Here is a 21,789-nt window from a genome sequence, read left to right as displayed (position 1 = left end):
ACCGGATCGCGCGTCTCATCCGACGGACAGGATGCGTAGCCGTCGTACCGAAGGACTACGCTCCGAGTCGTGGCCGACATCCAGATTCCCGCTGACATCAAGCCCGCCGACGGACGCTTCGGCGCCGGTCCTTCCAAGGTGCGGACGGAGGCGCTCGACGCGCTGGCCGCCACCGGAACATCCCTGCTCGGTACGTCGCATCGCCAGGCTCCGGTGAAGAACCTGGTCGGCGCGGTACGTGACGGAGTGCGCGACCTCTTCTCCCTCCCCGACGGCTACGAAGTGATCCTGGGCAACGGCGGCTCCACCGCCTTCTGGGACATCGCGACGCACGGTCTGATCGAGTCGAAGTCCCAGCACCTCAACTTCGGTGAGTTCTCCTCGAAGTTCGCGAAGGCCGCCAAGCTCGCCCCGTGGCTGGCCGACCCGACCGTCATCGCCTCCGACCCGGGCACCCACCCGGACCCGAAGGCCGAGGCGGGCGTCGACGTCTACGCCTTCACGCACAACGAGACCTCGACCGGTGTCGCGGCCCCGGTCAAGCGCGTCGCGGGCGCCGACGAGGGCTCCCTCGTCCTGGTGGACGCCACCTCCGGCGCGGGCGGCCTGCCGGTCGACATCGCCGAGACGGACGTCTACTACTTCGCCCCGCAGAAGTCCTTCGCCTCCGACGGCGGCCTCTGGATCGGCGTCTTCTCCCCGGCGGCCCTGGAGCGCGCGACCCGCGTCCACGCCTCCGGCCGCCACATCCCGGAGTTCTTCTCGCTGCCCACGGCGATCGACAACTCCCTGAAGAACCAGACGTACAACACCCCGGCCCTGGCCACGCTCTTCCTCCTGAACGAGCAGCTGACCTGGATGAACACCCAGGGCGGCCTGGACTTCACCACCGGCCGCACGGCCGCCTCCTCCGGCCACCTGTACGGCTGGGCCGAGGACTCCAAGTACGCGACCCCGTTCGTCACCGACGCGGCCAAGCGCTCGCAGGTCATCGGCACCATCGACTTCGCGGACGAGATCGACGCCGCCGCGGTCGCCAAGGTGCTGCGCGCCAACGGCATCGTCGACACGGAGCCGTACCGCAAGCTGGGCCGCAACCAGCTGCGCGTGGCGATGTTCCCGGCGATCGACCCGTCGGACGTCCAGGCGCTGACGGCGTGCATCGACTACGTGATCGAGAAGCTGTAGTTCCACCGCTGACGCGTCCGGAACGGCCCTGCACACGTGACTACGTGCGCAGGGCCGTTTCTGCTTCACTCGACAGGGTGGCGCGGGGCGTGCACGCCGCGAACGGGCACACAGTCCTACGATGATGTTCTTGACATCAGCCCTTTCAGGAGGCCCTCAATGTCTGCAGCAGCAGTCGAGCACCCCTGTGACGGTGAGCCGGAGCGGCCGAAGTGGCAGGAGCCGGAATCACTGCTCGAAAGCGCCAGCCGGCTCTCGGAGCAGCTCCCGGGTCACCGCGTCGAGATCATCGGAGGCGTCATCACCGTGGCCCCATCGCCGGACGGCGCGCACGGCCGCGCCCTGACCAAACTGATGCGTCCGCTGATCGATGCCGGTCTGGACGACGGAGAATCAGCGGTCATCCAAGGAGTCGGCGTCTGGCTGCCCAGCGGCCCCTCCGACTACGCCATCCCGGACCTGGCCGTCGTCGACGCCGATTTCGACGAGCACCCGAACGACAACAACTGCTACGACCCCGGTGCCTTCCGCCTCGTCCTTGAGGTCACCTCAGGCAACTACCAGAACGACCTGCGGAACAAGGTGACCGCCTACGCCGCCGCCAAGATCCCCGTGTACGTCATCCTGGACCGCAGGCACGGCCGCGTCCACGTCCTCACGGAACCCCTCCCCGGCGGGTACGACAACCACGAGGTGTACGCGCCCGGCCACAAGGTCACGCTCCCCGACTCGATCGGCGCCGAAGTCACACTCGACGTCGCCGCCCTGGTAGCGGCGGGCCGCCCCAGCCCGAAGCGCGAGCCGGCACCGAAGCCGTCGCCCGAGCCGTCACCGGAGCCGTCCGAGAGCTGAGCACCCGGCCCCGTCCGGAGCCCGAGTACGGGGGCTCAGGCGGCGTCCAGCCGCCACCGCACCTCGCCGTCCTCCCACTCCTCGGTCCGCACCAGCCCCGCCGCGGCGGCCACCGCTGCGGACGCCGCGTGGTCGGGGTGGATGTGGGCGACGACCGTACGCACCGCTCCCCCGTCCAGCAGATGCGCCACGAGGCCCACGGCCGCCTCCTTGGCGTAGCCCCGGCCCTGCCATCCGGACCCGATCACCCAGGCGATCTCCGCCTGCGCGTCGGTCAGGTTCACCGTCGCCTGCACATAGCCCGCCAGGCGGTGCTCGCCGCGCACCGCGAGCACCCAGTTCCACCACCGCTCGGCCGGGTCCGGGGAGCCGGCGCACTGGCGGGCGTAGCGGATCCGCAGGGCGTCCGCGTCCTCCGGGGCGCCGCCGGTGAAGGTGTGCAGGGCCGGGTCGGAGAGTACGGCGGCCATCTCGTCCGCGTGTGCCACCCGCAGGGGCCGGGCGTCCAGGCGTGGCGTGGAGAAGGGCACGGGCCCGGTGTCAGTCGTCATGATCGAATGATCTTACGACCATGCCCGGTGGCAGCCGCGAAACGCTCGTCCGGCCGTGCGCCCGGGGATGACACGGCGCCGGGCCTGCGGATCATGGAAGCTATGGACACGACCCCTGAGCTCAAGCCCTTCGTGAAGCAGTACGCCGTCCTCCTCAGCACCCGGCGGCAGGACGGAACGCACGCCGACACCCCCGTCAACATCGCCGTCGAGGGCGATCACGCCTACATCCGTACGTTCTCGTCGGCGTGGAAGGTGGAGCGCATGCGCAACCACCCCACGGTGAGGATCGGCCCGTGCACGGTGCGCGGCAGACCGACCGGCCCCCGGATCACCGCCCACGCACGCCTCCTCCCGGCGGGCTCGAAGGAGAACACGCACGCCGCACGCCTGCTGTCCCGCAAGTACCCGGTCATGCACGGTGTGATCGTGCCGCTCACGCACCGCATCAAGCGCGACAGGACCCTGCACTACGAGATCCGCCCGCTCGACTCCTGACGGGCCGGGCCGCCGCCGGGCCGGGCCGGGCCGGGCGCGGCAGGTGTCCCCGCGGCCGTCAGCCCTTCCTGCGCCGCCTGCCCAGGACCAGCAGCAGACCGATCCCGGCGAGCACCGCGATCCCGGTCAGCGTGGTGCCCTTCACCGGCACGCCGTCGCCGTCACCGCCCGCCCCGGCGGACGACGGCGACTTCACCCCGGTACGGCCGGATTCGCCGCCGTTCTTCAGGTCCACCCGCACCACATCGCTCTGCTCACCCTCGGAGCCGTACATCAGCGCCGAGCCGTCTGCCGTGTACGTGACCGACTCGGCCTGCCTCAGCAGCGGGGACTCGACCGGGTAGTCCTTCCCGAGCCTGCCGTTCGCGAACGCGTAGCCGCGCGCGCTGAAGTACGAGCGCAGCACCAGTTCCTTCCCGTCCGGCGAGAACGCCCCGTCCGTCACCCACGGCACCTCGCCGACCCGCCGGAAGATGTTGTCCGAGCCGGCCGTGAGCTTCGCGGGTCCCTCGTAGAGCCCGCCGCCGCCCTCCTTCTTCGAGGCGATGTACACGCGCCCGGTCTTCGGGTGGACCATCAGCGACTCCGCGTTGCGCGGCCCGTCCGCGTACTTCACGTCGAACTGCGTCGCGCGGACCGTCGCGTCCCGCAGCTCCTTCGGCTCGGGGAAGCGGTAGATCCAGACGTGGTCCCAGCTGCCGTCCAGGTTGTCGCCGATGTCACCGACGTACAGGTTCCCGTCCGGTCCGAGCGAGATCGCCTCCACGTCGCGCGGCTCCCCGACACCCTTCATGGTGATCGTCGCGACGGTCTTCCCGGTCCGGGAGTCGACGGCGAAGACGTACGGCCCGTCGTCGCTGTCGTTGTGCGTCCAGTAGATCCCCGGGTGGGCCCGGCTGGCGGCCAGTCCGCTGGACTCGGTGATCCGCGGGTCCTTGATCGTGAAGCTCCGGTCGGCCCCGCCGTCGTCGGCCACGGCGGGGACCGCCGCCGGGAGGGACAGGAGCGCGGCGGCGCCGAAGGCAGTCAGTCGATACGAGCGCATGGCACAAGTGTCCATCGTCACGTCGCAGGCCGGAGCCATGATCGGCCATGATGGCGCCATGCGTTTCATGTTCGTCGGCGATTCCATGACCATCGGACGCGCCGGCGACTTCACGTGGCGCTACCGCATGTGGCAGCACCTCGAAGCGTCCTTCGGCGGACCGTACGCGATCGTCGGCCCGCGCACCGAGCTGTACGACACCGGCACGGGCACCCCCGCCTCGTACGCGTACGGCGCCCCGGCCTTCCCCGCCGCCGCCCGCCACCACCTCGCGGGCTGGGGCGAGGGCTGGCTGCACATGGCCCCGGTGATCGCGGACACGGTCGCCGCGCACCGCGCGGACATCCTGCTCGTCTCGCTCGGCCTGATAGACCTCGGCTTCTACACCGACAGCGGGCAGACCGCCCGCAACGCCCGCGCGTTCCTCGCGGCGGCGCGCACCGCGAACCCGCGCATCAGGTGCGTGCTGCTCCCCGTCATACCGAACATCCGGGCCGAGTCCGACGCCCCCTTCGCCGCCGAGTGCGACCGCTTCAACGAACTCCTCGCCAAGGCCGTGGCCGACCTCGACGAACCGATGTCCCCGATCCTGCTGGCGTCCCGCCCACCGGGCTACGACATCCACACGGACACCTACGACGGCACGCATCCCGGCCCGTCCGGGGAGCACCGGCTCGCGGCCACCTACGCCGCCGCGATGCACCAGGCATGGGGGCTGGGCGGCCCGTACGTCCCGGCGGCGGACCGGCCCGTCACTGCTTCCCCGTCGGCTTCGCCCGTACGTGCATCCGCTCCCCCTGCGGTCCGAACAGGCTGAGGAACTCCACCGGTTCCGGCCCGACGTTGCCCCACCAGTGCGGTGTACGCGTGTCGAACTCGGCCACCTCTCCCGCCTTCAGCACCAGGTCGTGTTCGCCCAGCACCAGCCGCAGCCGCCCCGACAGCACGTAGAGCCACTCGTACCCCTCGTGCACCCGCTGCTCGACCGGACCCGGCGGGCCCGTCAGACCGGGCATGACCTGCTTGTACGCGTTCACCCCGCCGATGTGCCGGGTCAGCGGCACGAACGTCATGCCGTGCCGGTTGAACGGGCGGAACGTGACCCGCGGATCGCCGGTGTCAGGCGCGCCGACGAGCTCGTCCAGCTGCACCCCGTACGCCTTCGCCAGCGGGAGCAGCAGCTCCAGGGTCGGCTTGCGGCCGCCGGACTCCAGCCGGGACAGCGTGCTGAGCGAGATCCCGGTGGACTCGCTCAGCTGCGCCAGCGTCGTACCGCGCTCCGTCCGCAGCGCGCGCAGCCGCGGCCCCACGCCCGTCAGGACGGACGAGAAGTCGTCGTCCGCCGTGCCGCCGTCCTCCGCCGCGTGCTCATGTGCTGCCATTCCCCCATGATGCCTCCGTTTGCCGGTCCGGCAACCGGCTTTGTCATGCGGAGGCCTCTGGAACGACGCCCGGATCCATCATGGCCAGCGACATCCTGGTCAGCTCGCTGGCCAGCCAGTCCCCCGGCACCTGGCGCGGGCGGCGCCCGTGGTGGGCGAGGAGCTCGTCGACGGAGCGCGTCAGCACCTTCACGACGACCGTGAGGTCACCGTCCGCCCCATGGCCCCGCTCCGCGGCGCGCTCGGCCTCGCGGGTCAGGAACTCGACCCACACCGACCGCCACATCGTGAGGTGGTCGTCCACCGCCCGGCTCACCCCGAGCACCTCGACGAACGCCACCCTCGCCGCCTGCGCGTCCCGGGTGACGACCTGCACATAGGCACCGAAGAGCCTGCGGATCCGTTCCTCCGTCGAACAGGCCTCCATGCCCTCGGCCGAGAGCTCCACCTCGACCGCCCGCATCCCGCCGATCGCCACCTCGTCGTACAGGTCGACGAGCATGGCCTCACGCGATTCGAACTCGCGGTAAAAATCACGCGGTTGTACGTGCGCCGCGGCGCAGATGTCCTCGACGGAGGTACGGGCGTACCCGTACACGGCGAACAAGGTACGCGCGGCCGCCATCAGTTGCTCACGGCACCGCACCGGGTCCCTCGTCTCCCGAACTCCGTCCCATCGGTCAACCATGGCGTCCACCACCGGTCCTCCTCAGTCCGTCCAGGCCCCCGGGCCCACTCTCCTCGCTCCACCGCGTCAGCGGTGGAACCGCCACACCAGCGAACGGCCGTACGCCTCAGTCGGCGCGGCCGGCCGCGTCCTCCGCGAGGACCGCCGCGACCCGCTCCCGCCAGGGCAGCGGCTCGGGGGCCTCGAAGTCCCCCTCGTCCCGATCGGGTTCGTAGACGGCCCACTTGGCCGCGTGCGCCCGCCACGCGGCCTCCTGCGCACACGGCGGGCACACCGTCTCCTCGCCCCGGGGCCGGAACACGTGCTCCCACCCCGGCCCCTCACAGGCGACAGGCGCCCGGGGCGCGGGCGCCGCGGGGGCGGACGCCGCCACGCACACCGGCTCCGGAAGCTTCTGCACCAGCCGGTACCGCAGGAACCCCACGGCCGACCGCACCCCGCCCGACGGCAACTCGCTGACCAGCGCGAGCCGCAGCTCCGCCGCCTTCACCCCGCGCCGAAGCCAGTCGGCAGCGGCCTCGGCCAGACCGCGGGCCTCGCGGACGCCGAGGTGGAGCTGGGGGTGGGCGTGCCGGAGCGAGAGCAGTACGCGTTCGGCCTCGACGACCTCGGCGTCGCGCTCCGGGCCGACTTCGACTTCGACCTCCGGTTCGCGAGCCGGTTCGCTCGCCGGTTCGCTCTCCACAGGCTCAATCGAATTCCGAACCGCCTCGGAGGGTGGGTGGGTTGAGTTCTTCTCACGTTCTTCATCAACCGGTAGGTAACCACCGGCCGACCGAGTGCCCGGATAACCGACCGTCGGATAGTGACTACTCGGTCCCACCTGCGGTGATTCCGCTCTCGCGTCCCGGAACCTCCGGGCCTCCCCGGCGGAGAGCGACACGTTGCTGACGAGTTGATCGGTCACCCACAGCCCTCCGTCGTTCTGCCGCCGCCACTCGTGCACGAACCCGTCTTCCTTGAGCTGCGCCTTGGCCTTCTGGTACGCACGCCCAGTGATCCCGATCCACTTGGCGTGATCGCTCAACGCCCGCTCGGCCCGCCCCGGGGGCAGCCCCTGCACGTAGGTGATCAAGACCTTCGCGTCGCTGCCGAGGCGCGGATGCCGGATGACGTCATGGGACGCCTTCACATAGCCGTAGGACGGCGCGATAACATGAAAAAGCATTCTCGGTGGACCTCGAATATCCATCGTGGGGTGAAGGCCCTCGGCCGGGTGTTGGTAGCACCCCCGGGGGCCGCCCTATGCGCGAATGCGCACGGAGCGTAACGACGCAATCACGTTACCTCACAATTCTCCGCCTCCACCACACTGTTGAGCAGCTCGAACAGCAGTTCCGTATCCACGAACGGCACTTGGGCGGTGGGCAGCGAACGCCAGTCCAGCGGATACGTCAGCCCCTCCACAGCGGGCACCCCGACGAACGCCGCGCCCTCCCCCCGCACGAACGCGTCAGCCCCGACTGGCCACCGGTGGCTGCGGGCGCTGCCGGGCGGCACCAGGAAGTACGTACTCCGCTCCCCGACCAAGGACCGGATGATGGGACCCGCCTGGAAATCGGTGAACTGCATGACCTCGTACGCCACTTGCTCGCCCAGCAGCCCGACGATCCGTACGGCGTCGAAGTAGATCCCGGCATGACGCAGGGCGTGCCCCCTCGCGGGAATCCAGGCGGGCATCAGGTCAGGTGAAGTTTTCGGTTCCATACGTAAAGCGTCGGCGCCTGCACGTACCGTGACCAGGGATACAAGGTGTCTGTGCATAGCTGTGCACGAAGGGGGAAGGGCTGTGTACTCCGGTGAGTCAGGCGGCAGTAACGCTGAAATGTTCGGCGCGTTGCTACGGTTCTACCGCGAACGGGCGGGCCTGTCACAGGAGTCGCTGGGTTTGAAGATCGGCTTCTCGAAGTCGCAGGTTGCGATGGTGGAGCGGGGCCAACGGCCACCGAAGGGGGACTTCACCTCACGCGCTGACGCCGCGCTCGGCGCGGACGGCGCCCTGACAGCCGCAGCCGTGAAGCTCACGTTCAGCCACCTGGCTTCCTGGTTCGAGCCGTTCGCCGAGGAAGAACGCAAGGCCAGAACACGGTACGAGTACGAGACCCATGTCGTGCCTGGCATGCTGCAAACGGAGGCCTACGCCCGCGCCGTGTTCAACGGTGGCTGCCCACCCCTCGACGACCAAGAGATCGAAGGCCGGGTCGCTGCCCGTATGGCACGGCAGCAACTCCTGACCCGCGTCCCGCCTCCCGACATCAGCTTCATCCTGGAACTCAGCGTGCTCACGCGCCCCATTGGTGGGCGGAAGGTACACCGGGAGCAGATTCAGCACATTCTCGATGTCAGCCGACTGCGGCACGTGCACCTGCAAGTGATGTCACCTCAGCGAGAATCCCATGCCGGTCTGAGTGGTTCCTACGTCCTGCTGGAGACCGGCGACCGACGCCGGCTGGCCTACCTGGAAATCCAGGGCACCAACTACCTGGTTCGCGAAGATCCGCAGCTCGGGACGCTGTTTGGTCGATATGGCATTCTGCGGACACAGGCCCTCAATACCGAAGAGTCCCAGCAGTTGATCGAACAGGTAGCAAAGGATCTATGAACAGCAAACTCAACTGGTTTCGGAGCAGCTACAGCGGCTCGGAGAGCGGCAACTGCATAGAGGTGGCCACCGGCCCCCACGCAGTCCACGTCCGGGACTCCAAGGATCCGACCATCCCCTCCCTCCACATCTCCCCCGCCGCCTGGTCGGCCTTCCTCAAGTACACGGAGGTTTAGCTCAATGTCCTGGTTCGACGAACTGCCCGAGGTCATCACCCGAGCCGACTTCGGGCAACTGGTGTCACGGCCGCCGCGCAATATCGAACTCATGGCGTCCAGAGGGCTGGCCGCTGACCCGGTGGCCCGCAACCGCAACAAGTTCGTCTGGGAGGAGGAGGCCGCACTCGGCTGGTTCCGTTCCCTCCAGGAGCACGCGGTGATCGTGCCCGCGAGCAAGCAGGCCATGGACGATCTCGCCGCACACAGCGCGTACGTATGCCCGATGGACAGCAAGCACGTCGGGCTGGCCCGCCCCAAGATGCTCGTGATGTACCGGCCCGGCGGTACGGGTCTGGTCTTCGGTGTCGACTCGGTGGAGACCGTCAACCAGGAGATCGACGGCACGCGGACCGCGTCCGCGCAGACGCGCCGGATCACGCGCGACGGCGAGGCCCTGGACGGCAGCCCCTTCCCCCGGCCGTGGACCGTCTTCCGCCTCAAGGAAGCCGGCACGATCGGCAAGGTCACACCGGCGGTCCATCAAGGCCGCTACCTGCGCATCGACGACGTCCTGGACGCGATGACGACCGACCACCTCTCGCTACCCACACTCGACGAGGCCTTCCCCGCCCGCAAGTAGTGACTGTGCACGGTGTCAACGGGCGAACTTCTCGACGGCGGCCGGGGTGACCGGGGTGAAGAAGTTGACGAGGTTGCCGTCGGGGTCGCGGAAGAGCAGCGCCCGGTTTCCCCAGGGCATCGTCGTGGGCTCGTTGACGAATTCGGTGACGAAGCCGGTCAGGTTCTCGTACACCCGGTCCACGTCGTCGACGAGGAACTCAAGGATCACGCTGTGGTTGTCCGCCGGGCGGGCGGAGCCCGGAGCGAACATCGGGACGGTGCGGGTGCTGCCGATCGCGAGCGTGGCGCCGGGGGTACCGATCTCGGCGAAGTCCTCGGTGGACCAGGTCGCGGGCACCCCGGTGGCCTTCTCGTAGAACTCGACGAGGCGCACGACGTCGCCGGTGATGATGCGGATCGAGACGAACTCCATGGTGTTCTCCCAGGTCAAAAGGTCGGTCGGGGTCGGTGAAGCCCTTGCACTCCACAGGCTAGGACGAATAGGGGACAGAATCTGCCCGCTATTCGCCTTAAGCTCTGAACATGTCCCGACCTACCGTGCGCGTGCTGACCCTCCTGGAGCTGCTTCAGTCGGGCGGTATCCGGACGGTGGCCGAACTCGCCGACCGTCTCGGCGTCGACGGGCGGACCGTGCGGCGGTACGTGGACCAGCTGATCGACCTCGACGTGCCGGTGGAAGCGGTACGGGGCCGCTACGGCGGGTACCGGCTCGCCCCCGGATACCGATTGCCTCCGCTGATGCTCAGCGACGACGAGGCGCTGGCCGCGCTGCTCGGCCTGGTCGCGGGCCGCCGGACGGGGCTGATGACGACGGCGGACACGGCGAGCGAGACGGCGGCGGCCAAGATCCGCAGGGTGCTGCCCGAGCGGGTGGCCCGCAGGCTCGACACCGTCCTGGAATCCCTGGCGTTCACGTCTCCGCCCGGCGAGTTCGCCCATCCGGATGCCGAGGTGCTGCTCACGGTCGCGGACGCGGTACGTCACTGCCGGCCGCTCTCGATCAGATACACCGACCGCGAGGGCCGGCACAGCGAACGCCCGCTGCACGCCTACGGGATCGTCGCCCATGCGGGTCGGTGGTACGTCACGGGCGCGGACCCCGCGATCGGTGAGGACCGGACCTTCCGGCTCGACCGCATCGCGGGCGCGAGGACCCTGCCCGGTTCGTTCGAGGTGCCCGCCGGACTCGATCCCGCACAGCGCGTGCTGTCGGGGTTCGCCACGGCCGAGTACCGGTACGAGGTGACCTTGCGGATCCAGGGAACGGCCGAGCAGATCCGCGCCCGGCTCCCGGCGAGCGTGGCGACCCTGGAAGAGGTCGCCCCCGTGGCGGGCGTGGGTCCGGCGACCGGGCCCTGGATGCGTGTCGAGCTGCGCGTGGAGGAGCTCGACTGGCTCCCGCCGGTACTCGCGTCGCTCGACCGGCCGTTCGTCATCGAGCGCCCCGACGAACTGCGCGACCTCGTCATCGCGCTCGCGGGCCGCCTGACGTCCTGCGCCCGGCAGACCTGACAGGGGCCGGGGGCGGGGCTTTCGCTGTGCCGGGGCCGGCTCGGGGCTCCGCGATCTGCTGTACCGGTTCTACCGCCGATGCGCCGACGCCCGCCTTCCCGAACTGCGGCGCCTGGCCACAACCGTCGAGACATGGTGGCCAGAGATCCTCGCGTTCCCGCACACCGGGATCACCACTGCCGGCTCCGAAAGATCTGTGCCAGAACGAGAACCCAACCGTCACTTACGTAGCCATGAGGGGGATGCGTCGCCTCTGCCGGCCGCGGTGGCGCTTTGGACGCAGTCGCGGAGCAGGGCGCGGCGCTGGTCATGTACGCCATCGGGTTCTTGGCTGCTGGCCGCATATACGTTGCTGACCGGTGACCAGGCCATGGACATGGCGATGACCATGGCCATGATGTCGAACGGGTCGCCTGCGCGGACCCGCCCGGCGGCCTGGGCCTCGGCGATGGCCGTGAGCTTGCGGTCGTCGTAGTGCTGGTGGGTCTCGACGAGGTGCCCGGCAGGCCGGCGCTCCAGTCGTGTCCAGGTCGCGAGCCGGATGAGGTCGGGGCGGCGCAGGTATTCGTCGTAGAGACGAACGGCCCACTCCGCGAGATCGTCGGCGTCGATGGGCACGACGTTGGTGATGCGCTCCAGCGAGCTGAGGAAGATCGCGTCGAAGAGTCGTTCCTTGTCGCCGAAGTAGGCGTAGAGCTGTGCCTTGTTGGTGCGCGCTGCCGTCACGATGCGTTCGATGCGCGCCCCGGCGATGCCGTGCTGGGCGAACTCTTCGGTGGCGGCGTCCAGGATGCGCTGGTAGGTCGCGGCGCCTCGCGAGGTCTGGGGCTGTTCCGGCATGCCCGCAGCCTACCAAACAGAACAGTAGGTTTGCCTTGGGGTGCGGTCGCACCTAAGCTACGACAGACCGAACAGTCTGTTTAGGAGTAAGTATGCGAACGACCACCGGATGGCAGGCGGCCGGCCCGACGGCGCTGCGGCGCACGTCACTGGAGCGCCGTGACCTGCGCCCGGATGACATCGCGGTACAGGTCGACTACTGCGGCGTGTGCCACACCGACCTGCACGCCCTGCACGCCTACGACCAGCACACGAAAGCGCCCCTGGTGCCCGGTCACGAATTCACCGGCGTGGTGGCCGGCATCGGACGGGAGGTAACCACCTTCTCGGTCGGCGACCACGTCGCGGTGGGCAACATCGTCGACTCCTGCGGCATGTGCGCCATGTGCGAAGCCGGGCAGGAGAACTTCTGCCACTCCTTCCCGACTCTGACCTACGGCGGCACCGACCGGCAGGACGGGTCGACCACCCTGGGCGGCTACTCCCGCGAGTACGTCGTGCGCGACACCTTCGCCTACCCGCTTCCCTCCGGCCTCGACCCAGCCGCAGCCGCCCCACTGATGTGCGCCGGCGTCACCGTCTGGGAACCCCTGCGCTCCCTCGGTGTGCGCCCCGGCAGTCGCGTCGCCGTGGCCGGGCTCGGCGGTCTGGGCCACCTCGCGGTCAAGATGGCCGTGGCACTCGGCGCCACCACGACCGTCATCAGCCGCACCCAGGACAAGCGCGACGACGCCCGCAAGCTCGGCGCTCACGACCTCATCGACTCCACCGACAACCAGCAGATGACCACGGCACGCGACAGCTTCGACGTCGTCATCGACACCATCTCCGCCCCTCACGACCTCGCCCCGTATCTGAAGCTGGTGGCGATGGACGGCACCCTCAGCCTCCTCGGGCACCTGGGCCCCGTCACCGTCGAGGCCATGGACCTGCTCATCGGCCGCAAGAAGCTCAGTTCCGCGGGCAGCGGAGGCCGCCTGGCGACAGCCGAGATGCTCCAATTTTGTGCCGACAACAGCATCGCCGCCGACATCGAAGTACTCCCGTCGTCACAGGTGGACACGGCACTCGACCGCCTCCGGCGAAACGACGTCCGCTACCGCTTCGTGCTCGACATGTCCGACCTGGACTGAAGAGACGGTGGGCCGGGCCGTGGCGTGCGGGCTGGACAACAGTGCGCGCATGGGCCGGCCCACCGACGTCGAGCACCACCCCTGCCCACGCTGTCACGCAGCGCCAGGCTCACCCTGCCGCTCACACTCCGGCGCGGTCGCCGGGACCTATCACACCGGCCGCTTCACCAAGGTGCCCCGGCTCGGGAGGCTCCTGCGCGTGCCGACACCCGCCGACCGCGGCACCCCGGCGCCCGCCCCCGTCGCCCCGAGCGCGGACATCCGCATCGGGTACGCGAGGTGCTCCAGCCTCGCCCAGGAACTCCAGTCACAGCTCGACGCACTCGCCGGACACGGCATCCCGCGCGACAAGATCTTCTCCGAGAACCGGGCGCTGGCCGAGCACGAGAAGACCCAGGCGTACCCCGAGGCCGTCGAAGCGGCACACGCCGACTTCGCAGCCCTCCAGCAGCGCGACCGCGGCCCCGTGTAGTCAATCAGCGTTACTCGCCACTTGGCGGCAGCTATACGAGAACTAGGCAAAACGGACGGAGGGGCCGCTGACCCGTAGCCCGCTGCCGTCGCCCGTACCCGCGACCGGACGCGCGCACCAACGGCGGCGGCGAGCACTGCGGCCACGGCAAGGGTGGCTGTGAAGAGGGAGGAGTCGGTCGAAAACGTCCTGGCCGAGCAACATGGCCAGCAGCATGGCCAACAAGTCCGCTTCCGGCTCTGCCATTTGAAGCGTCATGTAAGCCCACCAGCAGCCCTGGATTCTGGGCAACTGCGACCACGAATGGGTCCAGTGGAGTGGCGCGAATCGCTGCGGGGCATGTGAACCCACAGACAGCAAGACGCCCCGCGCGGCCAAGTGCCGTGCGGGCTCCGCCGATCGTCGCCCAGCGCGCCGAGGTCACCCGCCGTATCCAGGACGGCGTCCCACCGAAGCTGAAGATCTGGGTGTTCGCTGCAAGGGCGCTGGTCTCCTCGCAGACCGGCCGGGTGCACGCGGCCGTCGGCGACGAGCGTGCGGCCCAGAGGGACCCTCGGCACCGCCGACGAGCTCCTGGCCCCGTGGTGGTCCGGCGACCGCCCTGCATGACCCCCGATGGAGTCGTCCCCTCGTCCCGCGGCCAGTGACGCGCGCCCCTCGGGGAGACCCGGAAGGAATCCGCAGAGATCCCCGGTTCGAGTCCGGGGGCGGGCACCAGGCGCGGACTACTGCGGGGGCATCTGCCACGGGTGGACGCACGTCACAAGATCGGGGTGATAGAGCGTTCCGGGCCCGCACTCGAAATCGAAGCGCGTAAATTCCGTGCCTTTACCTCCGAAGTCCACGCATCGGTAGAACTTGGACTGATCGTCCGGATTGGGAAAGAAACCTTCCCGAGTGCAAGCGGGAACTTCGGCAGCCGCCTGCGCCGGGGCCGAATACGCGAAGCCGGCAAGAGCGAGCAGCACTGCGGCTGCGGTGCGATGCATTCGATTCATGCCCTGCAAAACGATCTTCACGGCGATGTGGTTACGCCCCGGATGAGTGGGGCGGACCGAGGCCCGCAATCTCGTCTCAATGTGACCCCAGCCACCGAAAGATGAGCGTGACCTGACCCCGGCAAAGGGGCATGGGGGCGCACGGTCGCATAAGAAGCATCCCCATCCCTCGGGAGGTGAGCCCCCAGCGAAGCGCCAACCTGGCGGTTGGGAGACAGCGAATGCGAAGCCAGTTCGCTTATCGCACGGCTGGAAGTCACGGGGCTACGCAATGAGTTCTGTGATCACTGCTACGCAGACAGCGGGCCCACGGGCCACACACGGAACCATGACTGTGCAGGACCGGTTGAACGTGATTGACCAGCTTGCAGACATGGGCACGCTGGACGTCCAGTTCGTCGTGGGTGAGCCGGCGCTCTTGCCTGGCCACCTCCGCCGCCGGCCCCTCCCCCCACGCATCTCCCGAGACGCGCGTAGTGATCAGCTGGCCTGCTGCTTCCCGGTGGACCCGGGGGCCTCGCCCGGGACCTGTCCGGCCTTGTCGACGATGGCGTGCTCGATCTCGGCGGTGCTGTAGAGGAGGGTCCCGGCCTTCGCGTACGGGACGTCCTTCGTCTGGTATTGGCGGGAGCCGAGGAAGGAGTAGTCGTCCTTGTCGAAAACCCATTCGGTGCGGTCGCCGTGCTTGGTGTCCTCGCGGGTGATGCCGAGGCCCGTGCGGCCTATGGCGTCCTTGGTGTCCGGTGCCTCCTTGACGCCCGGGATGTTCGCCGCCGCACGGTAGAGGGTCGCGGCCGTCTTCGGCGGCAACACCCCGCCGAGCAGGACGCCGATCTGCTCGAAGACGGTCTGGTCGGTCTCCAGCTCGGCATCCTTCCGGACGTGAGTACGGAGGTAGGCCAGGAGTTCGTCCGGGTCGGTGGGCAGCGAGGCGAGCCAGTGGTAGGTGGGGCGGGACAGTCCGGCGGGGGTGCCGTTGTCGTCCCCGAGCTCGGCGTTACCGACCGAATCCTCGCCATTGACCCGGGTCAGTCCGATCTTTTTGAGGGGCCGCGGGTCCTGCGGCGCCCAGCCCTCCGTCTCGGTCAGCGGGCTCAGTACGGCCTTGCCGCTGCTGATATCGGTCTCCCGGACCTTGGAGCGGGTGTAGAGGAACTGGTCGTCCCGCACGACGGGCGCCTCACTCGTGAGGGCGACGGTCGAGAGGCGGTGGAGAAGGCTGTCCGTGCCCTGGGTGGCCATCGCCGTTGTCGTCCGGTCCTCGTTGTCCGTACCGAGGGCGAGACCGCCCGCGAGGATTCCGGCCAGGGCCATCGCCGACACGGGGACGAGAAGGGCGGGGCGCAGGAGCCGGCTGGTGGGGCGGGTGGTGGGCTGAGCCGGACTGTCACGACGGGAGTCGGCGTCGATGTGGTTCATCAGGAGTTCCTTCTGGTGACGGAATCGCTCGGGCGACAGGTCCTCGGTCACCGGAGGAGGAAGCAGCCGGGCCAGGTGCCGGGCTTCGTCGTCGTTCCTGTTCTCAGGAGAGGCGGCGTCTTCGCGGTTCATGGGGTTTCCTCCCGCACGGGCTGGGCCGTGATTGCGGCTGTATTCCTTACCTCTCCGCGGACTCTCGCGGGTTCCAGGTTCTTGCGCGGGCGTTCCGCGCGTTCCGTCTGTTCCGCGATCCGCGCGAGTCTCTTGCGGGCGCGGGAGAGGCGGGAGCGCACCGTGCCCACCGGGATGCCGAGTGCCTCGGCGGTCTGCTCGTAGTCCAGTCCGGACCACACGCACAGGGAGAGCACTTCCTTTTCCTGGCGCCGCAGTTGACCGAGGGCCGCCGGGACGGCGCGCAGACGGCTCCGGTCGTCCAGTCGGGACGCCGCCTCCGCCGAGAAGTCCGCGACGTTGGCGGGCGGTGGCTGACGGGCCAGGAAGGCCAGCCGCCGGCGCAGCCCCCGCCGGGTGTTCTCGCACTTGTGTGTGGCGATGCCGAGGAGCCAGGGCAGCGCGGAGCCCCGGCCCTCCTCCAGCCGCTCTCTGCCCTGCCAGGCGGCCAGGAAGGTGTCCGCCATGACGTCCTCGGCGGTCGACCAGTCACCTGTCAGCCGCAGCGCGTGACGGTAGACGGCCCGGGCGCAGCTCTCGTACAACTCGGCGAAGGCCTCGCGGTCCCCTGCGTGCAGGCGCCGGCGCATCTCGTTCTCCGCGGCCTCCGGGGCCTCAGTGTCTGTGGTGCCTTCAGCGCCTTCGGTGCCCCGGGGATTCTCCGGGGCCTTTGATTCTGGTGGTTCCCTCACACCCGGTATCTCTCCGCGGCCTCGCGCCCGTTCCTGTGACTCGCGCCACAACTTCTTGCAGCAGCGGTCCCAGGCGGCGGGGGCTGACGGTGCCGTCCGCCCGGAAGAGCGTACGGGCCGCGTGTGACGGGGCGGGGGCCGGTGTCCCGGCGCCCGTGACACCCCTCGCGCCTGGAACTGCGCGACCACTGAGCCCCGGCACGGCGCACTGAACAGCGGTCCGACAGCGCGCCGTGCCGGGGTACCGGGTGTCGTCAGGACTCCGCCTCAGACCCGGCCGAGGACGCAGAACTCGTGGCCCTCCAGGTCTCCCGACACTCAGAACCAAGAGTTATGGAGTGCGGACACGGTGGCATCGACCCTGGCCAGGCTGGACAGCGAGGCTGCAACCCTCTCGGTCCCCCTACGGGGGGCATGACCAGCACACCCCGGAACCCCCTCGCGGGCACGGTCTACACCGAGACCCTTCGGGGTGTGCGATGTGTCCGTCTCCGTGCTCACCAACGAGACCACCAGCCCCGAGCAGCAGCGCGAGGCCGACGACACAGCCGCCGCACTCAACATCGACTTTGGCGAGGGTGACCAGCTCCGCGAGGCCGTAGACCTTGACGTGAGCGCGTCCGCGTTCGGCCCGTTCCACCGTCCGCGGCTCGGCGGGTGACTCGCGCGCCCCGATGACTTTGATGCCCTGGTGTGGTGGCGCTTTGACCGCGCTATCCGGTCCATGGCGCACATGCACGAGCTTGCGAAGTGGGCCAAGCAGCACCGAAAGATGTTGGTGTTCGCCGAGGGCATCGGCGGGGTCGGCTCGTGTTCGACTTCCGCAACCTCATGGACCCCATGAGCAAACTCATGATGCTCAGGCTGGCTTTCGCCGCTCAGGTCGAGTCGCAGAGCATCAAGGACCGCGTTACCGGCGCCATGGCAGCAATCCGCAAGATGCCGCTCAGTCGCCTTTCGGGAGCGCCTTCAATCCCTGGTACGCCTCTCGCAGGTCAGACGCTTCCGGAAGCTGTCGCCGCTCTACGACCCTGACGACTTCAAGCGCGCGCCAGTGATTCGACGGAACGATACGGCCGGAAAGTATGGCCAGCTGTGCCGCATTGCACGCCTCATCCAGTCGGTCACCGCCAAGTAACGCCAGCGCCAAGTCAATATTCGCTGAAGCCACTCGACGCGGCCATTTCTCCACGTCGCCAGCGGGTGCCAGTCTGGTGATTACCTGGCGGGCGTAGTCCTCCGCTGCGGGATCTCCGATCCATGCAAGGGTCGTTGCCGTATAGGCCAGGGCCTTACCGGGATCGTATTGATAGTGATGTTCAGTGCCCTTGCGCGGGGACATTGCGGATGACATTCGTTGAACTCGATCTATCGCCGCGTACATTCCTGGCCCCTCTCCGAGCCGCGCTCTCGCCCGCCCCTCTTGCGCTGTCGCCTGGATTGCAGCAGAGGTTCCGGCTGGCGCCAATTCCTGTGCGATCAGCGAGAGTTCCAGAGCACGGGCATAGTCGCCATCTGTAAGCACTCGCCAAGCGTCGGTCTCGTAACACCACGCCTCAATTTCGCGGTGCTCTGCGTGCTGCGCGAGGGTGGCCGCCGTCTGCAACCGAGCCGTTGCGGCGTGCTCTTGGTTCAGGTCGATATGCAGCGTGGCTCCCAAAAGTTGGAACCAACCTCCAACGACATAGAGGCGGCGCTGTTCCGCAAGCGTCATGCGCGCATCCATGAGGCGAGCTACATACGCGGAATGCTTCCGCACTCTTTCGAGCAAGTCTTGCGGGGGAGACACGGGGTATTTCATAGCCAGTTCATCGAACGTGACTTCGAGACGATTCAGCGTCTCCTTTCCCACGTCGCTGGCTGACACCCGCCGGGCCAGTTCGAGCGCGTCAAACTCATCGTCACTATCCGGGGGTGCGACAGTGAGCCAACCGGTACGAGACTGCGGCGGGGCGTAAGCGTCGGGAATCAGCAGCGCGTCAAGTTCACTTGATGTGATCGACAGCGCCTTTGCGATCTTCGGACGCTGCCAAGGTTGGGGGTCGTTCTTTCCGCTCTCCCAGCGCTGGACCGTTGAGCGATCAGCGCCGACCGCTTCCGCGAACTCCTCCTGGTTGAACCCACATGCTTTCCGGCGCTCCGTCAACCTCCGCCGCCTGCTGGTCATCGTGGCCGGTCTCCTCTCGGGAACACGTCTTCCCTGGTCAGCGTAGCCAGTGCGGCCAGGGTGCGGCAGGCTTGCGGCCTTTCTGCTGTGGTGTGCGGCCCTTCACCACGCTTGTCTTGACCAGCACGCAGCAACGGACGTGACGGAACAAGCGGGATGGTGACCATGGCGACCAGGACGCGAACCACGCAGGAGAACCCCGTAGACCTCCCGTTGAGGTTGGGGGGTGACCCCAAGCCCGTACCCGGGTGCGCGCACTGCGACAGCGTCGCCATGGAGCGCGACCGGGCGCAGGCGAACGGCGACGGGAGCAAGCAGAGCGACTACAACGTCAGGATGACTCGTCACCTCGCGGACGCTCACGGGTGACCGGGCCCGCAGTACGCCTGCATGAGCCCCGTACGCGGCCTCTCCCTCCCCCCGAACTAGTCAGCCTCGTGGACGACCCCCAAGGGCCGTATGCGAAATCTCCGGCCGGCTGGTGGGACCAGTACGGCGGGGCGGTCAGCGCTACCGGCGTGGTCTACCTTCCGGGTCCGACGCACCCCACGACCGCTCGTCACGGCGACTGTCCCAACTACGTACCGCTCCGGGGGACCTCGTGAAGCGCATACGCCAGTTCGGATGGTTTGTGTTCCTTCTCATCGTCGCCGCGCCGGCCACGGCGACACCCATGCCGGCAGCTACCGGCCGCCCCTGAACCCCGTCCCCCACGCGGTGCCCCCGCACAGCTCCCGTGCTGACTGCGCAGGCCCCCGAGGGGGGCGGACATGGTTCACCGCCCCTTCGGCACTGCCGCTGATGCCGTGCGGGCGGGGCCCGCAACTACTACAGACAGAAGAGGGAGCGCCAATGGAAACCACTGAGCGAGCGAGACTTGACGCGTTCTTCGGCAAGATCACCACAACGTTCGCCCCGAGTGAGCGTCCGTCCTCGCTGCTGATCACCCATCTTTTGCCCGAGCGCCCCTCGTTCGTCGAGGCCGTGGGCAAGGTGACGCAGCTCCGCGCGGTGCTGCCCAAGCCCAAGTCCATCCACGCGAGCGCCCGCCGCGAGATCGAAAGGGCGCACCCGTGCGACGAGCTGTCCCGAGAACTGTTCGGCGACCCCGACACGGCCGTGAGCTACTTCGAGAACAGAGCGGCCGGTGAACAGCTCGTCCTACTCGATGTGGGCGGCTACTTCGCCCCCGCGCTGGACGCGATTTGTGAGCGGTTTTCGGGAACGATCCTCGGCGTGGTCGAAGACACCGAGAACGGCCACCGCCGCTACGCCGAACGGGACAAGCTGCCATGTCCCGTGATCAGCGTGGCTCGCTCGCCGCTCAAGGAACCGGAAGACTTCCTGGTCGGACAGTCCGTCGTGTTCTCCACGGAAGCCCTGCTGCGGCAGCGGAACGACATCCTGCACGGGCGTCCCGCGCTGGTGATCGGCTTCGGCAAGCTGGGAAGCTCAATTGCCCGCCTGCTGCACGTCAAGGGTGTTCGCGTCATCGTCTACGACGTGAACCCCGTGCGGCGGGCACAAGCCATGTCGCAGGGGTTCGAGGTGGCCCGAGACCGCGACCAGGCCCTAGCGACGGCGGGTCTCGTGCTGTGCGCGACGGGTCAACTGTCTCTGCGTGGCGAGGACTTCCCGCAGCTAAAGAACGGCGCCTACGTCGCTACCGTGACCAGCTCGGAAGACGAGCTGGAGTTGAGTGGGCTTCCCTCGGGCTACGCCCGCGACAGCGCCGGCGAGCACGTCACCTGCTACAGCACGCGGGGGCACTACTTCTATCTGCTGAACGGGGGTGAGGCGGTCAACTTCATCCACGGCGCGAGCGTTGGACCGTTCATCGCGCTCGTTCAGGGCGAACTCTTGGCGGGCGCCGCCAAACTCGCCCGGGGGGACCTGGACAGCGCTATGCATGAGGTGTCCACCACCGGCCGGGAAGCAATCGCGGCTGCCTGGCTCCACTACTACAACAGGTGATCGAATGCCCATCACGGCAGACCACATCCGTACGACCGTCGCCGAGTACGCCGACGCGCACCCCGAGGACAAGCACGCGCTTGCCCCGCTCGGTGAGCTGCTGGACCATGGCGCCGACGTGACGAGCCGGAAGGAGCTCCGTGGGCACGTGACTGCCGGGGCAGTGCTCGTCAACAACCAGGGGGAAGCGCTGTTCATCCATCACGTGGCGCTCGACAAGTGGCTGACCCCCGGCGGACACCTGGAACCGGAGGACGTGAACCTCATGGGCGCGGCGTTGCGCGAGCTGATCGAGGAAACAGGAATCACGCTCAGCATCTCCCCCATGCAGGCGACCCCGGTGCACATCGACGTGCACCCCATCCCCGCCAACGAGAGCAAGGGCGAGGGTGCCCACTGGCACGCGGACTTCCGTTACCTCTTCCGAGCGAGCGGCGACCAGGCCGTGAGGCTTCAAGAGGAGGAGGTGAGCGGGTACGCGTGGCGCAGCGTGGACACGATCGCTGACAAGGTTCTGCGTTCACGGGTCGCCGCCGCGCTCCGCTAGGTAGACCACAGTCGGCCCCGCCTGTCCTTGTCTCCCCCGTCACGGACAGGCGGGGCCGCGTGCTGTCTAGCCCCGGGCTTTCGGTGCGACGTGAAGTCGCCGTCATGCAGTGGTAGTTGCAGGGAAAGGAGTCGACTACTCCGGCCTGTGACCGATGGCCGGTCCCCAGCCTCGGGTGCGTCTGCGGTGACGCGGGGGTGCTGAGCCGAGGTGGTCAAGCTCAAGGGCACGATGGGCCATCATCTCGCCACAAGCGAA

The 21,789-nt window shown here is 68.4% G+C and carries 26 protein-coding genes; 14 read left to right on the top strand and 12 right to left on the bottom strand.

Annotation, left to right across the window (positions count from 1 at the left end):
* The first annotated feature begins 69 nt into the window (after positions 1-69).
* Complete coding sequence (gene serC, locus AB0I52_RS21200; protein ID WP_363074748.1) at positions 70-1,188, top strand: phosphoserine transaminase; 1,119 nt, start codon at positions 70-72, stop codon at positions 1,186-1,188.
* Between the two features lie 159 nt (positions 1,189-1,347).
* A complete protein-coding gene (locus tag AB0I52_RS21195) occupies positions 1,348-2,040 on the top strand; it encodes a Uma2 family endonuclease (protein WP_363074746.1) in 693 nt (230 codons plus the stop codon).
* Between the two features lie 35 nt (positions 2,041-2,075).
* Here the strand turns inward: AB0I52_RS21195 and AB0I52_RS21190 are convergent, their stop codons facing one another.
* A complete protein-coding gene (locus tag AB0I52_RS21190; protein WP_363074744.1) occupies positions 2,076-2,591 on the bottom strand; it encodes a GNAT family N-acetyltransferase in 516 nt (171 codons plus the stop codon).
* A 102-nt stretch (positions 2,592-2,693) separates the two neighbouring features.
* Between AB0I52_RS21190 and AB0I52_RS21185 the strand changes: the two genes are divergently transcribed.
* Entirely contained in the window at positions 2,694-3,089 is a 396-nt protein-coding gene (locus AB0I52_RS21185) for a PPOX class F420-dependent oxidoreductase (protein ID WP_363074742.1), read from the top strand.
* Positions 3,090-3,147: 58 nt separating this feature from the next.
* Here the strand turns inward: AB0I52_RS21185 and AB0I52_RS21180 are convergent, their stop codons facing one another.
* On the bottom strand, positions 3,148-4,134 hold the full coding sequence (locus AB0I52_RS21180) for a WD40 repeat domain-containing protein (RefSeq protein ID WP_363074740.1): 987 nt from the start codon (positions 4,132-4,134) through the stop codon (positions 3,148-3,150).
* Between AB0I52_RS21180 and AB0I52_RS21175 the strand changes: the two genes are divergently transcribed.
* Positions 4,133-4,951: a GDSL-type esterase/lipase family protein gene (locus tag AB0I52_RS21175; protein ID WP_363074738.1), complete on the top strand. Its 819-nt coding sequence runs from the start codon at positions 4,133-4,135 to the stop codon at positions 4,949-4,951. The genes AB0I52_RS21180 and AB0I52_RS21175 overlap by 2 nt on opposite strands.
* Here AB0I52_RS21175 and AB0I52_RS21170 read toward each other — a convergent pair.
* From AB0I52_RS21170 to AB0I52_RS21155, 4 genes are all read right to left on the bottom strand, one after another.
* Positions 4,887-5,516, bottom strand: coding sequence for a helix-turn-helix transcriptional regulator (locus AB0I52_RS21170; RefSeq protein ID WP_363074736.1), 630 nt, complete (start codon positions 5,514-5,516; stop codon positions 4,887-4,889). The two genes, AB0I52_RS21175 and AB0I52_RS21170, sit on opposite strands and share 65 nt — an antisense overlap.
* A 43-nt stretch (positions 5,517-5,559) precedes the next feature.
* Positions 5,560-6,216 carry a helix-turn-helix domain-containing protein gene (locus tag AB0I52_RS21165; protein WP_363074734.1) on the bottom strand — a complete coding sequence of 219 codons (657 nt, stop codon included), beginning with the start codon at positions 6,214-6,216 and terminating at the stop codon, positions 5,560-5,562.
* 94 nt (positions 6,217-6,310) lie between these two features.
* The gene (locus AB0I52_RS21160; protein ID WP_363074732.1) at positions 6,311-6,889 is read right to left on the bottom strand and encodes a hypothetical protein; all 579 of its coding nucleotides are present in this window, start codon (positions 6,887-6,889) and stop codon (positions 6,311-6,313) included.
* Between the two features lie 593 nt (positions 6,890-7,482).
* Positions 7,483-7,911, bottom strand: coding sequence for a hypothetical protein (locus AB0I52_RS21155; protein ID WP_363074730.1), 429 nt, complete (start codon positions 7,909-7,911; stop codon positions 7,483-7,485).
* A 118-nt stretch (positions 7,912-8,029) separates the two neighbouring features.
* Between AB0I52_RS21155 and AB0I52_RS21150 the strand changes: the two genes are divergently transcribed.
* Genes AB0I52_RS21150 through AB0I52_RS21140 form a run of 3 tightly spaced genes read left to right on the top strand, consistent with a single transcriptional unit; the run spans position 8,030 to position 9,604 of the window.
* Entirely contained in the window at positions 8,030-8,806 is a 777-nt protein-coding gene (locus AB0I52_RS21150) for a helix-turn-helix transcriptional regulator (protein ID WP_363074801.1), read from the top strand.
* On the top strand, positions 8,803-8,982 hold the full coding sequence (locus AB0I52_RS21145) for a DUF397 domain-containing protein (RefSeq protein ID WP_363074728.1): 180 nt from the start codon (positions 8,803-8,805) through the stop codon (positions 8,980-8,982). The genes AB0I52_RS21150 and AB0I52_RS21145 overlap by 4 nt, the downstream gene beginning before the upstream one ends.
* Before the next feature lie 4 nt (positions 8,983-8,986).
* The gene (locus AB0I52_RS21140; RefSeq protein WP_363074726.1) at positions 8,987-9,604 is read left to right on the top strand and encodes a hypothetical protein; all 618 of its coding nucleotides are present in this window, start codon (positions 8,987-8,989) and stop codon (positions 9,602-9,604) included.
* A gap of 15 nt (positions 9,605-9,619) precedes the next feature.
* On the opposite strand, the gene AB0I52_RS21135 is transcribed toward AB0I52_RS21140, so the two are convergent.
* Complete coding sequence (locus AB0I52_RS21135; RefSeq protein WP_363074724.1) at positions 9,620-10,018, bottom strand: VOC family protein; 399 nt, start codon at positions 10,016-10,018, stop codon at positions 9,620-9,622.
* 110 nt (positions 10,019-10,128) lie between these two features.
* Between AB0I52_RS21135 and AB0I52_RS21130 the strand changes: the two genes are divergently transcribed.
* Entirely contained in the window at positions 10,129-11,118 is a 990-nt protein-coding gene (locus tag AB0I52_RS21130; protein WP_363074722.1) for a YafY family protein, read from the top strand.
* 219 nt (positions 11,119-11,337) lie between these two features.
* Here the strand turns inward: AB0I52_RS21130 and AB0I52_RS21125 are convergent, their stop codons facing one another.
* Positions 11,338-11,958 carry a TetR family transcriptional regulator gene (locus AB0I52_RS21125; protein ID WP_363074720.1) on the bottom strand — a complete coding sequence of 207 codons (621 nt, stop codon included), beginning with the start codon at positions 11,956-11,958 and terminating at the stop codon, positions 11,338-11,340.
* A gap of 92 nt (positions 11,959-12,050) precedes the next feature.
* On the opposite strand from AB0I52_RS21125, the gene AB0I52_RS21120 reads away from it, so the two are divergent.
* The 3 genes from AB0I52_RS21120 (at position 12,051) to AB0I52_RS21110 (ending at position 14,210) form a co-directional block, all read left to right on the top strand.
* Positions 12,051-13,091, top strand: a complete 1,041-nt coding sequence (locus tag AB0I52_RS21120) for an NAD(P)-dependent alcohol dehydrogenase (RefSeq protein ID WP_363074718.1) — start codon at positions 12,051-12,053, stop codon at positions 13,089-13,091.
* A gap of 199 nt (positions 13,092-13,290) precedes the next feature.
* Positions 13,291-13,563, top strand: a complete 273-nt coding sequence (locus AB0I52_RS21115; RefSeq protein ID WP_363074716.1) for a hypothetical protein — start codon at positions 13,291-13,293, stop codon at positions 13,561-13,563.
* 383 nt (positions 13,564-13,946) lie between these two features.
* On the top strand, positions 13,947-14,210 hold the full coding sequence (locus AB0I52_RS21110; protein WP_363074714.1) for a hypothetical protein: 264 nt from the start codon (positions 13,947-13,949) through the stop codon (positions 14,208-14,210).
* Positions 14,211-14,288: 78 nt separating this feature from the next.
* On the opposite strand, the gene AB0I52_RS21105 is transcribed toward AB0I52_RS21110, so the two are convergent.
* From AB0I52_RS21105 to AB0I52_RS21095, 3 genes are all read right to left on the bottom strand, one after another.
* On the bottom strand, positions 14,289-14,582 hold the full coding sequence (locus AB0I52_RS21105; protein WP_363074712.1) for a chitin binding peritrophin-A domain-containing protein: 294 nt from the start codon (positions 14,580-14,582) through the stop codon (positions 14,289-14,291).
* Between the two features lie 459 nt (positions 14,583-15,041).
* Positions 15,042-16,112, bottom strand: coding sequence for a CU044_5270 family protein (locus AB0I52_RS21100; protein WP_363074710.1), 1,071 nt, complete (start codon positions 16,110-16,112; stop codon positions 15,042-15,044).
* Complete coding sequence (locus tag AB0I52_RS21095; protein WP_363074708.1) at positions 16,109-16,741, bottom strand: RNA polymerase sigma factor; 633 nt, start codon at positions 16,739-16,741, stop codon at positions 16,109-16,111. Before AB0I52_RS21095 ends, AB0I52_RS21100 begins: the two co-directional genes overlap by 4 nt.
* Positions 16,742-17,324: 583 nt before the next feature.
* Here AB0I52_RS21095 and AB0I52_RS21090 point away from each other — a divergent pair.
* Positions 17,325-17,504 carry a hypothetical protein gene (locus AB0I52_RS21090; RefSeq protein ID WP_363074706.1) on the top strand — a complete coding sequence of 60 codons (180 nt, stop codon included), beginning with the start codon at positions 17,325-17,327 and terminating at the stop codon, positions 17,502-17,504.
* A 285-nt stretch (positions 17,505-17,789) separates the two neighbouring features.
* Here AB0I52_RS21090 and AB0I52_RS21085 read toward each other — a convergent pair whose 3' ends face one another.
* Positions 17,790-19,010, bottom strand: a complete 1,221-nt coding sequence (locus AB0I52_RS21085; RefSeq protein WP_363074704.1) for a helix-turn-helix domain-containing protein — start codon at positions 19,008-19,010, stop codon at positions 17,790-17,792.
* Between the two features lie 852 nt (positions 19,011-19,862).
* Between AB0I52_RS21085 and AB0I52_RS21080 the strand changes: the two genes are divergently transcribed.
* The gene (locus AB0I52_RS21080; RefSeq protein WP_363074702.1) at positions 19,863-20,984 is read left to right on the top strand and encodes an adenosylhomocysteinase; all 1,122 of its coding nucleotides are present in this window, start codon (positions 19,863-19,865) and stop codon (positions 20,982-20,984) included.
* 4 nt (positions 20,985-20,988) lie between these two features.
* Entirely contained in the window at positions 20,989-21,531 is a 543-nt protein-coding gene (locus AB0I52_RS21075) for an NUDIX domain-containing protein (protein ID WP_363074700.1), read from the top strand.
* The last annotated feature ends 258 nt before the right edge of the window (positions 21,532-21,789 follow it).

This window comes from Streptomyces sp. NPDC050423 (genome assembly GCF_040655445.1).
Classification (GTDB): domain Bacteria; phylum Actinomycetota; class Actinomycetes; order Streptomycetales; family Streptomycetaceae; genus Streptomyces.
This window is presented reverse-complemented; position numbering and strand designations above follow the sequence as displayed.

Bases quoted from the DNA above. Each gene is read 5' to 3' on its own strand.
- AB0I52_RS21155 (WP_363074730.1), bottom strand. From the start codon at position 7,911: ATGGAACCGAAAACTTCACCTGACCTGATGCCCGCCTGGATTCCCGCG.
- AB0I52_RS21180 (WP_363074740.1), bottom strand. From the start codon at position 4,134: ATGCGCTCGTATCGACTGACTGCCTTCGGCGCCGCCGCGCTCCTGTCC.
- AB0I52_RS21085 (WP_363074704.1), bottom strand. From the start codon at position 19,010: ATGACCAGCAGGCGGCGGAGGTTGACGGAGCGCCGGAAAGCATGTGGG.
- AB0I52_RS21080 (WP_363074702.1), top strand. From the start codon at position 19,863: ATGGAAACCACTGAGCGAGCGAGACTTGACGCGTTCTTCGGCAAGATC.
- AB0I52_RS21190 (WP_363074744.1), bottom strand. From the start codon at position 2,591: ATGACGACTGACACCGGGCCCGTGCCCTTCTCCACGCCACGCCTGGAC.
- AB0I52_RS21195 (WP_363074746.1), top strand. From the start codon at position 1,348: ATGTCTGCAGCAGCAGTCGAGCACCCCTGTGACGGTGAGCCGGAGCGG.
- AB0I52_RS21145 (WP_363074728.1), top strand. From the start codon at position 8,803: ATGAACAGCAAACTCAACTGGTTTCGGAGCAGCTACAGCGGCTCGGAG.
- AB0I52_RS21100 (WP_363074710.1), bottom strand. From the start codon at position 16,112: ATGAACCGCGAAGACGCCGCCTCTCCTGAGAACAGGAACGACGACGAA.
- AB0I52_RS21175 (WP_363074738.1), top strand. From the start codon at position 4,133: ATGGCACAAGTGTCCATCGTCACGTCGCAGGCCGGAGCCATGATCGGC.
- AB0I52_RS21095 (WP_363074708.1), bottom strand. From the start codon at position 16,741: ATGCGCCGGCGCCTGCACGCAGGGGACCGCGAGGCCTTCGCCGAGTTG.
- AB0I52_RS21125 (WP_363074720.1), bottom strand. From the start codon at position 11,958: ATGCCGGAACAGCCCCAGACCTCGCGAGGCGCCGCGACCTACCAGCGC.
- AB0I52_RS21170 (WP_363074736.1), bottom strand. From the start codon at position 5,516: ATGGCAGCACATGAGCACGCGGCGGAGGACGGCGGCACGGCGGACGAC.
- AB0I52_RS21130 (WP_363074722.1), top strand. From the start codon at position 10,129: ATGTCCCGACCTACCGTGCGCGTGCTGACCCTCCTGGAGCTGCTTCAG.
- AB0I52_RS21120 (WP_363074718.1), top strand. From the start codon at position 12,051: ATGCGAACGACCACCGGATGGCAGGCGGCCGGCCCGACGGCGCTGCGG.
- AB0I52_RS21135 (WP_363074724.1), bottom strand. From the start codon at position 10,018: ATGGAGTTCGTCTCGATCCGCATCATCACCGGCGACGTCGTGCGCCTC.
- AB0I52_RS21150 (WP_363074801.1), top strand. From the start codon at position 8,030: ATGTTCGGCGCGTTGCTACGGTTCTACCGCGAACGGGCGGGCCTGTCA.
- AB0I52_RS21185 (WP_363074742.1), top strand. From the start codon at position 2,694: ATGGACACGACCCCTGAGCTCAAGCCCTTCGTGAAGCAGTACGCCGTC.
- AB0I52_RS21140 (WP_363074726.1), top strand. From the start codon at position 8,987: ATGTCCTGGTTCGACGAACTGCCCGAGGTCATCACCCGAGCCGACTTC.
- AB0I52_RS21075 (WP_363074700.1), top strand. From the start codon at position 20,989: ATGCCCATCACGGCAGACCACATCCGTACGACCGTCGCCGAGTACGCC.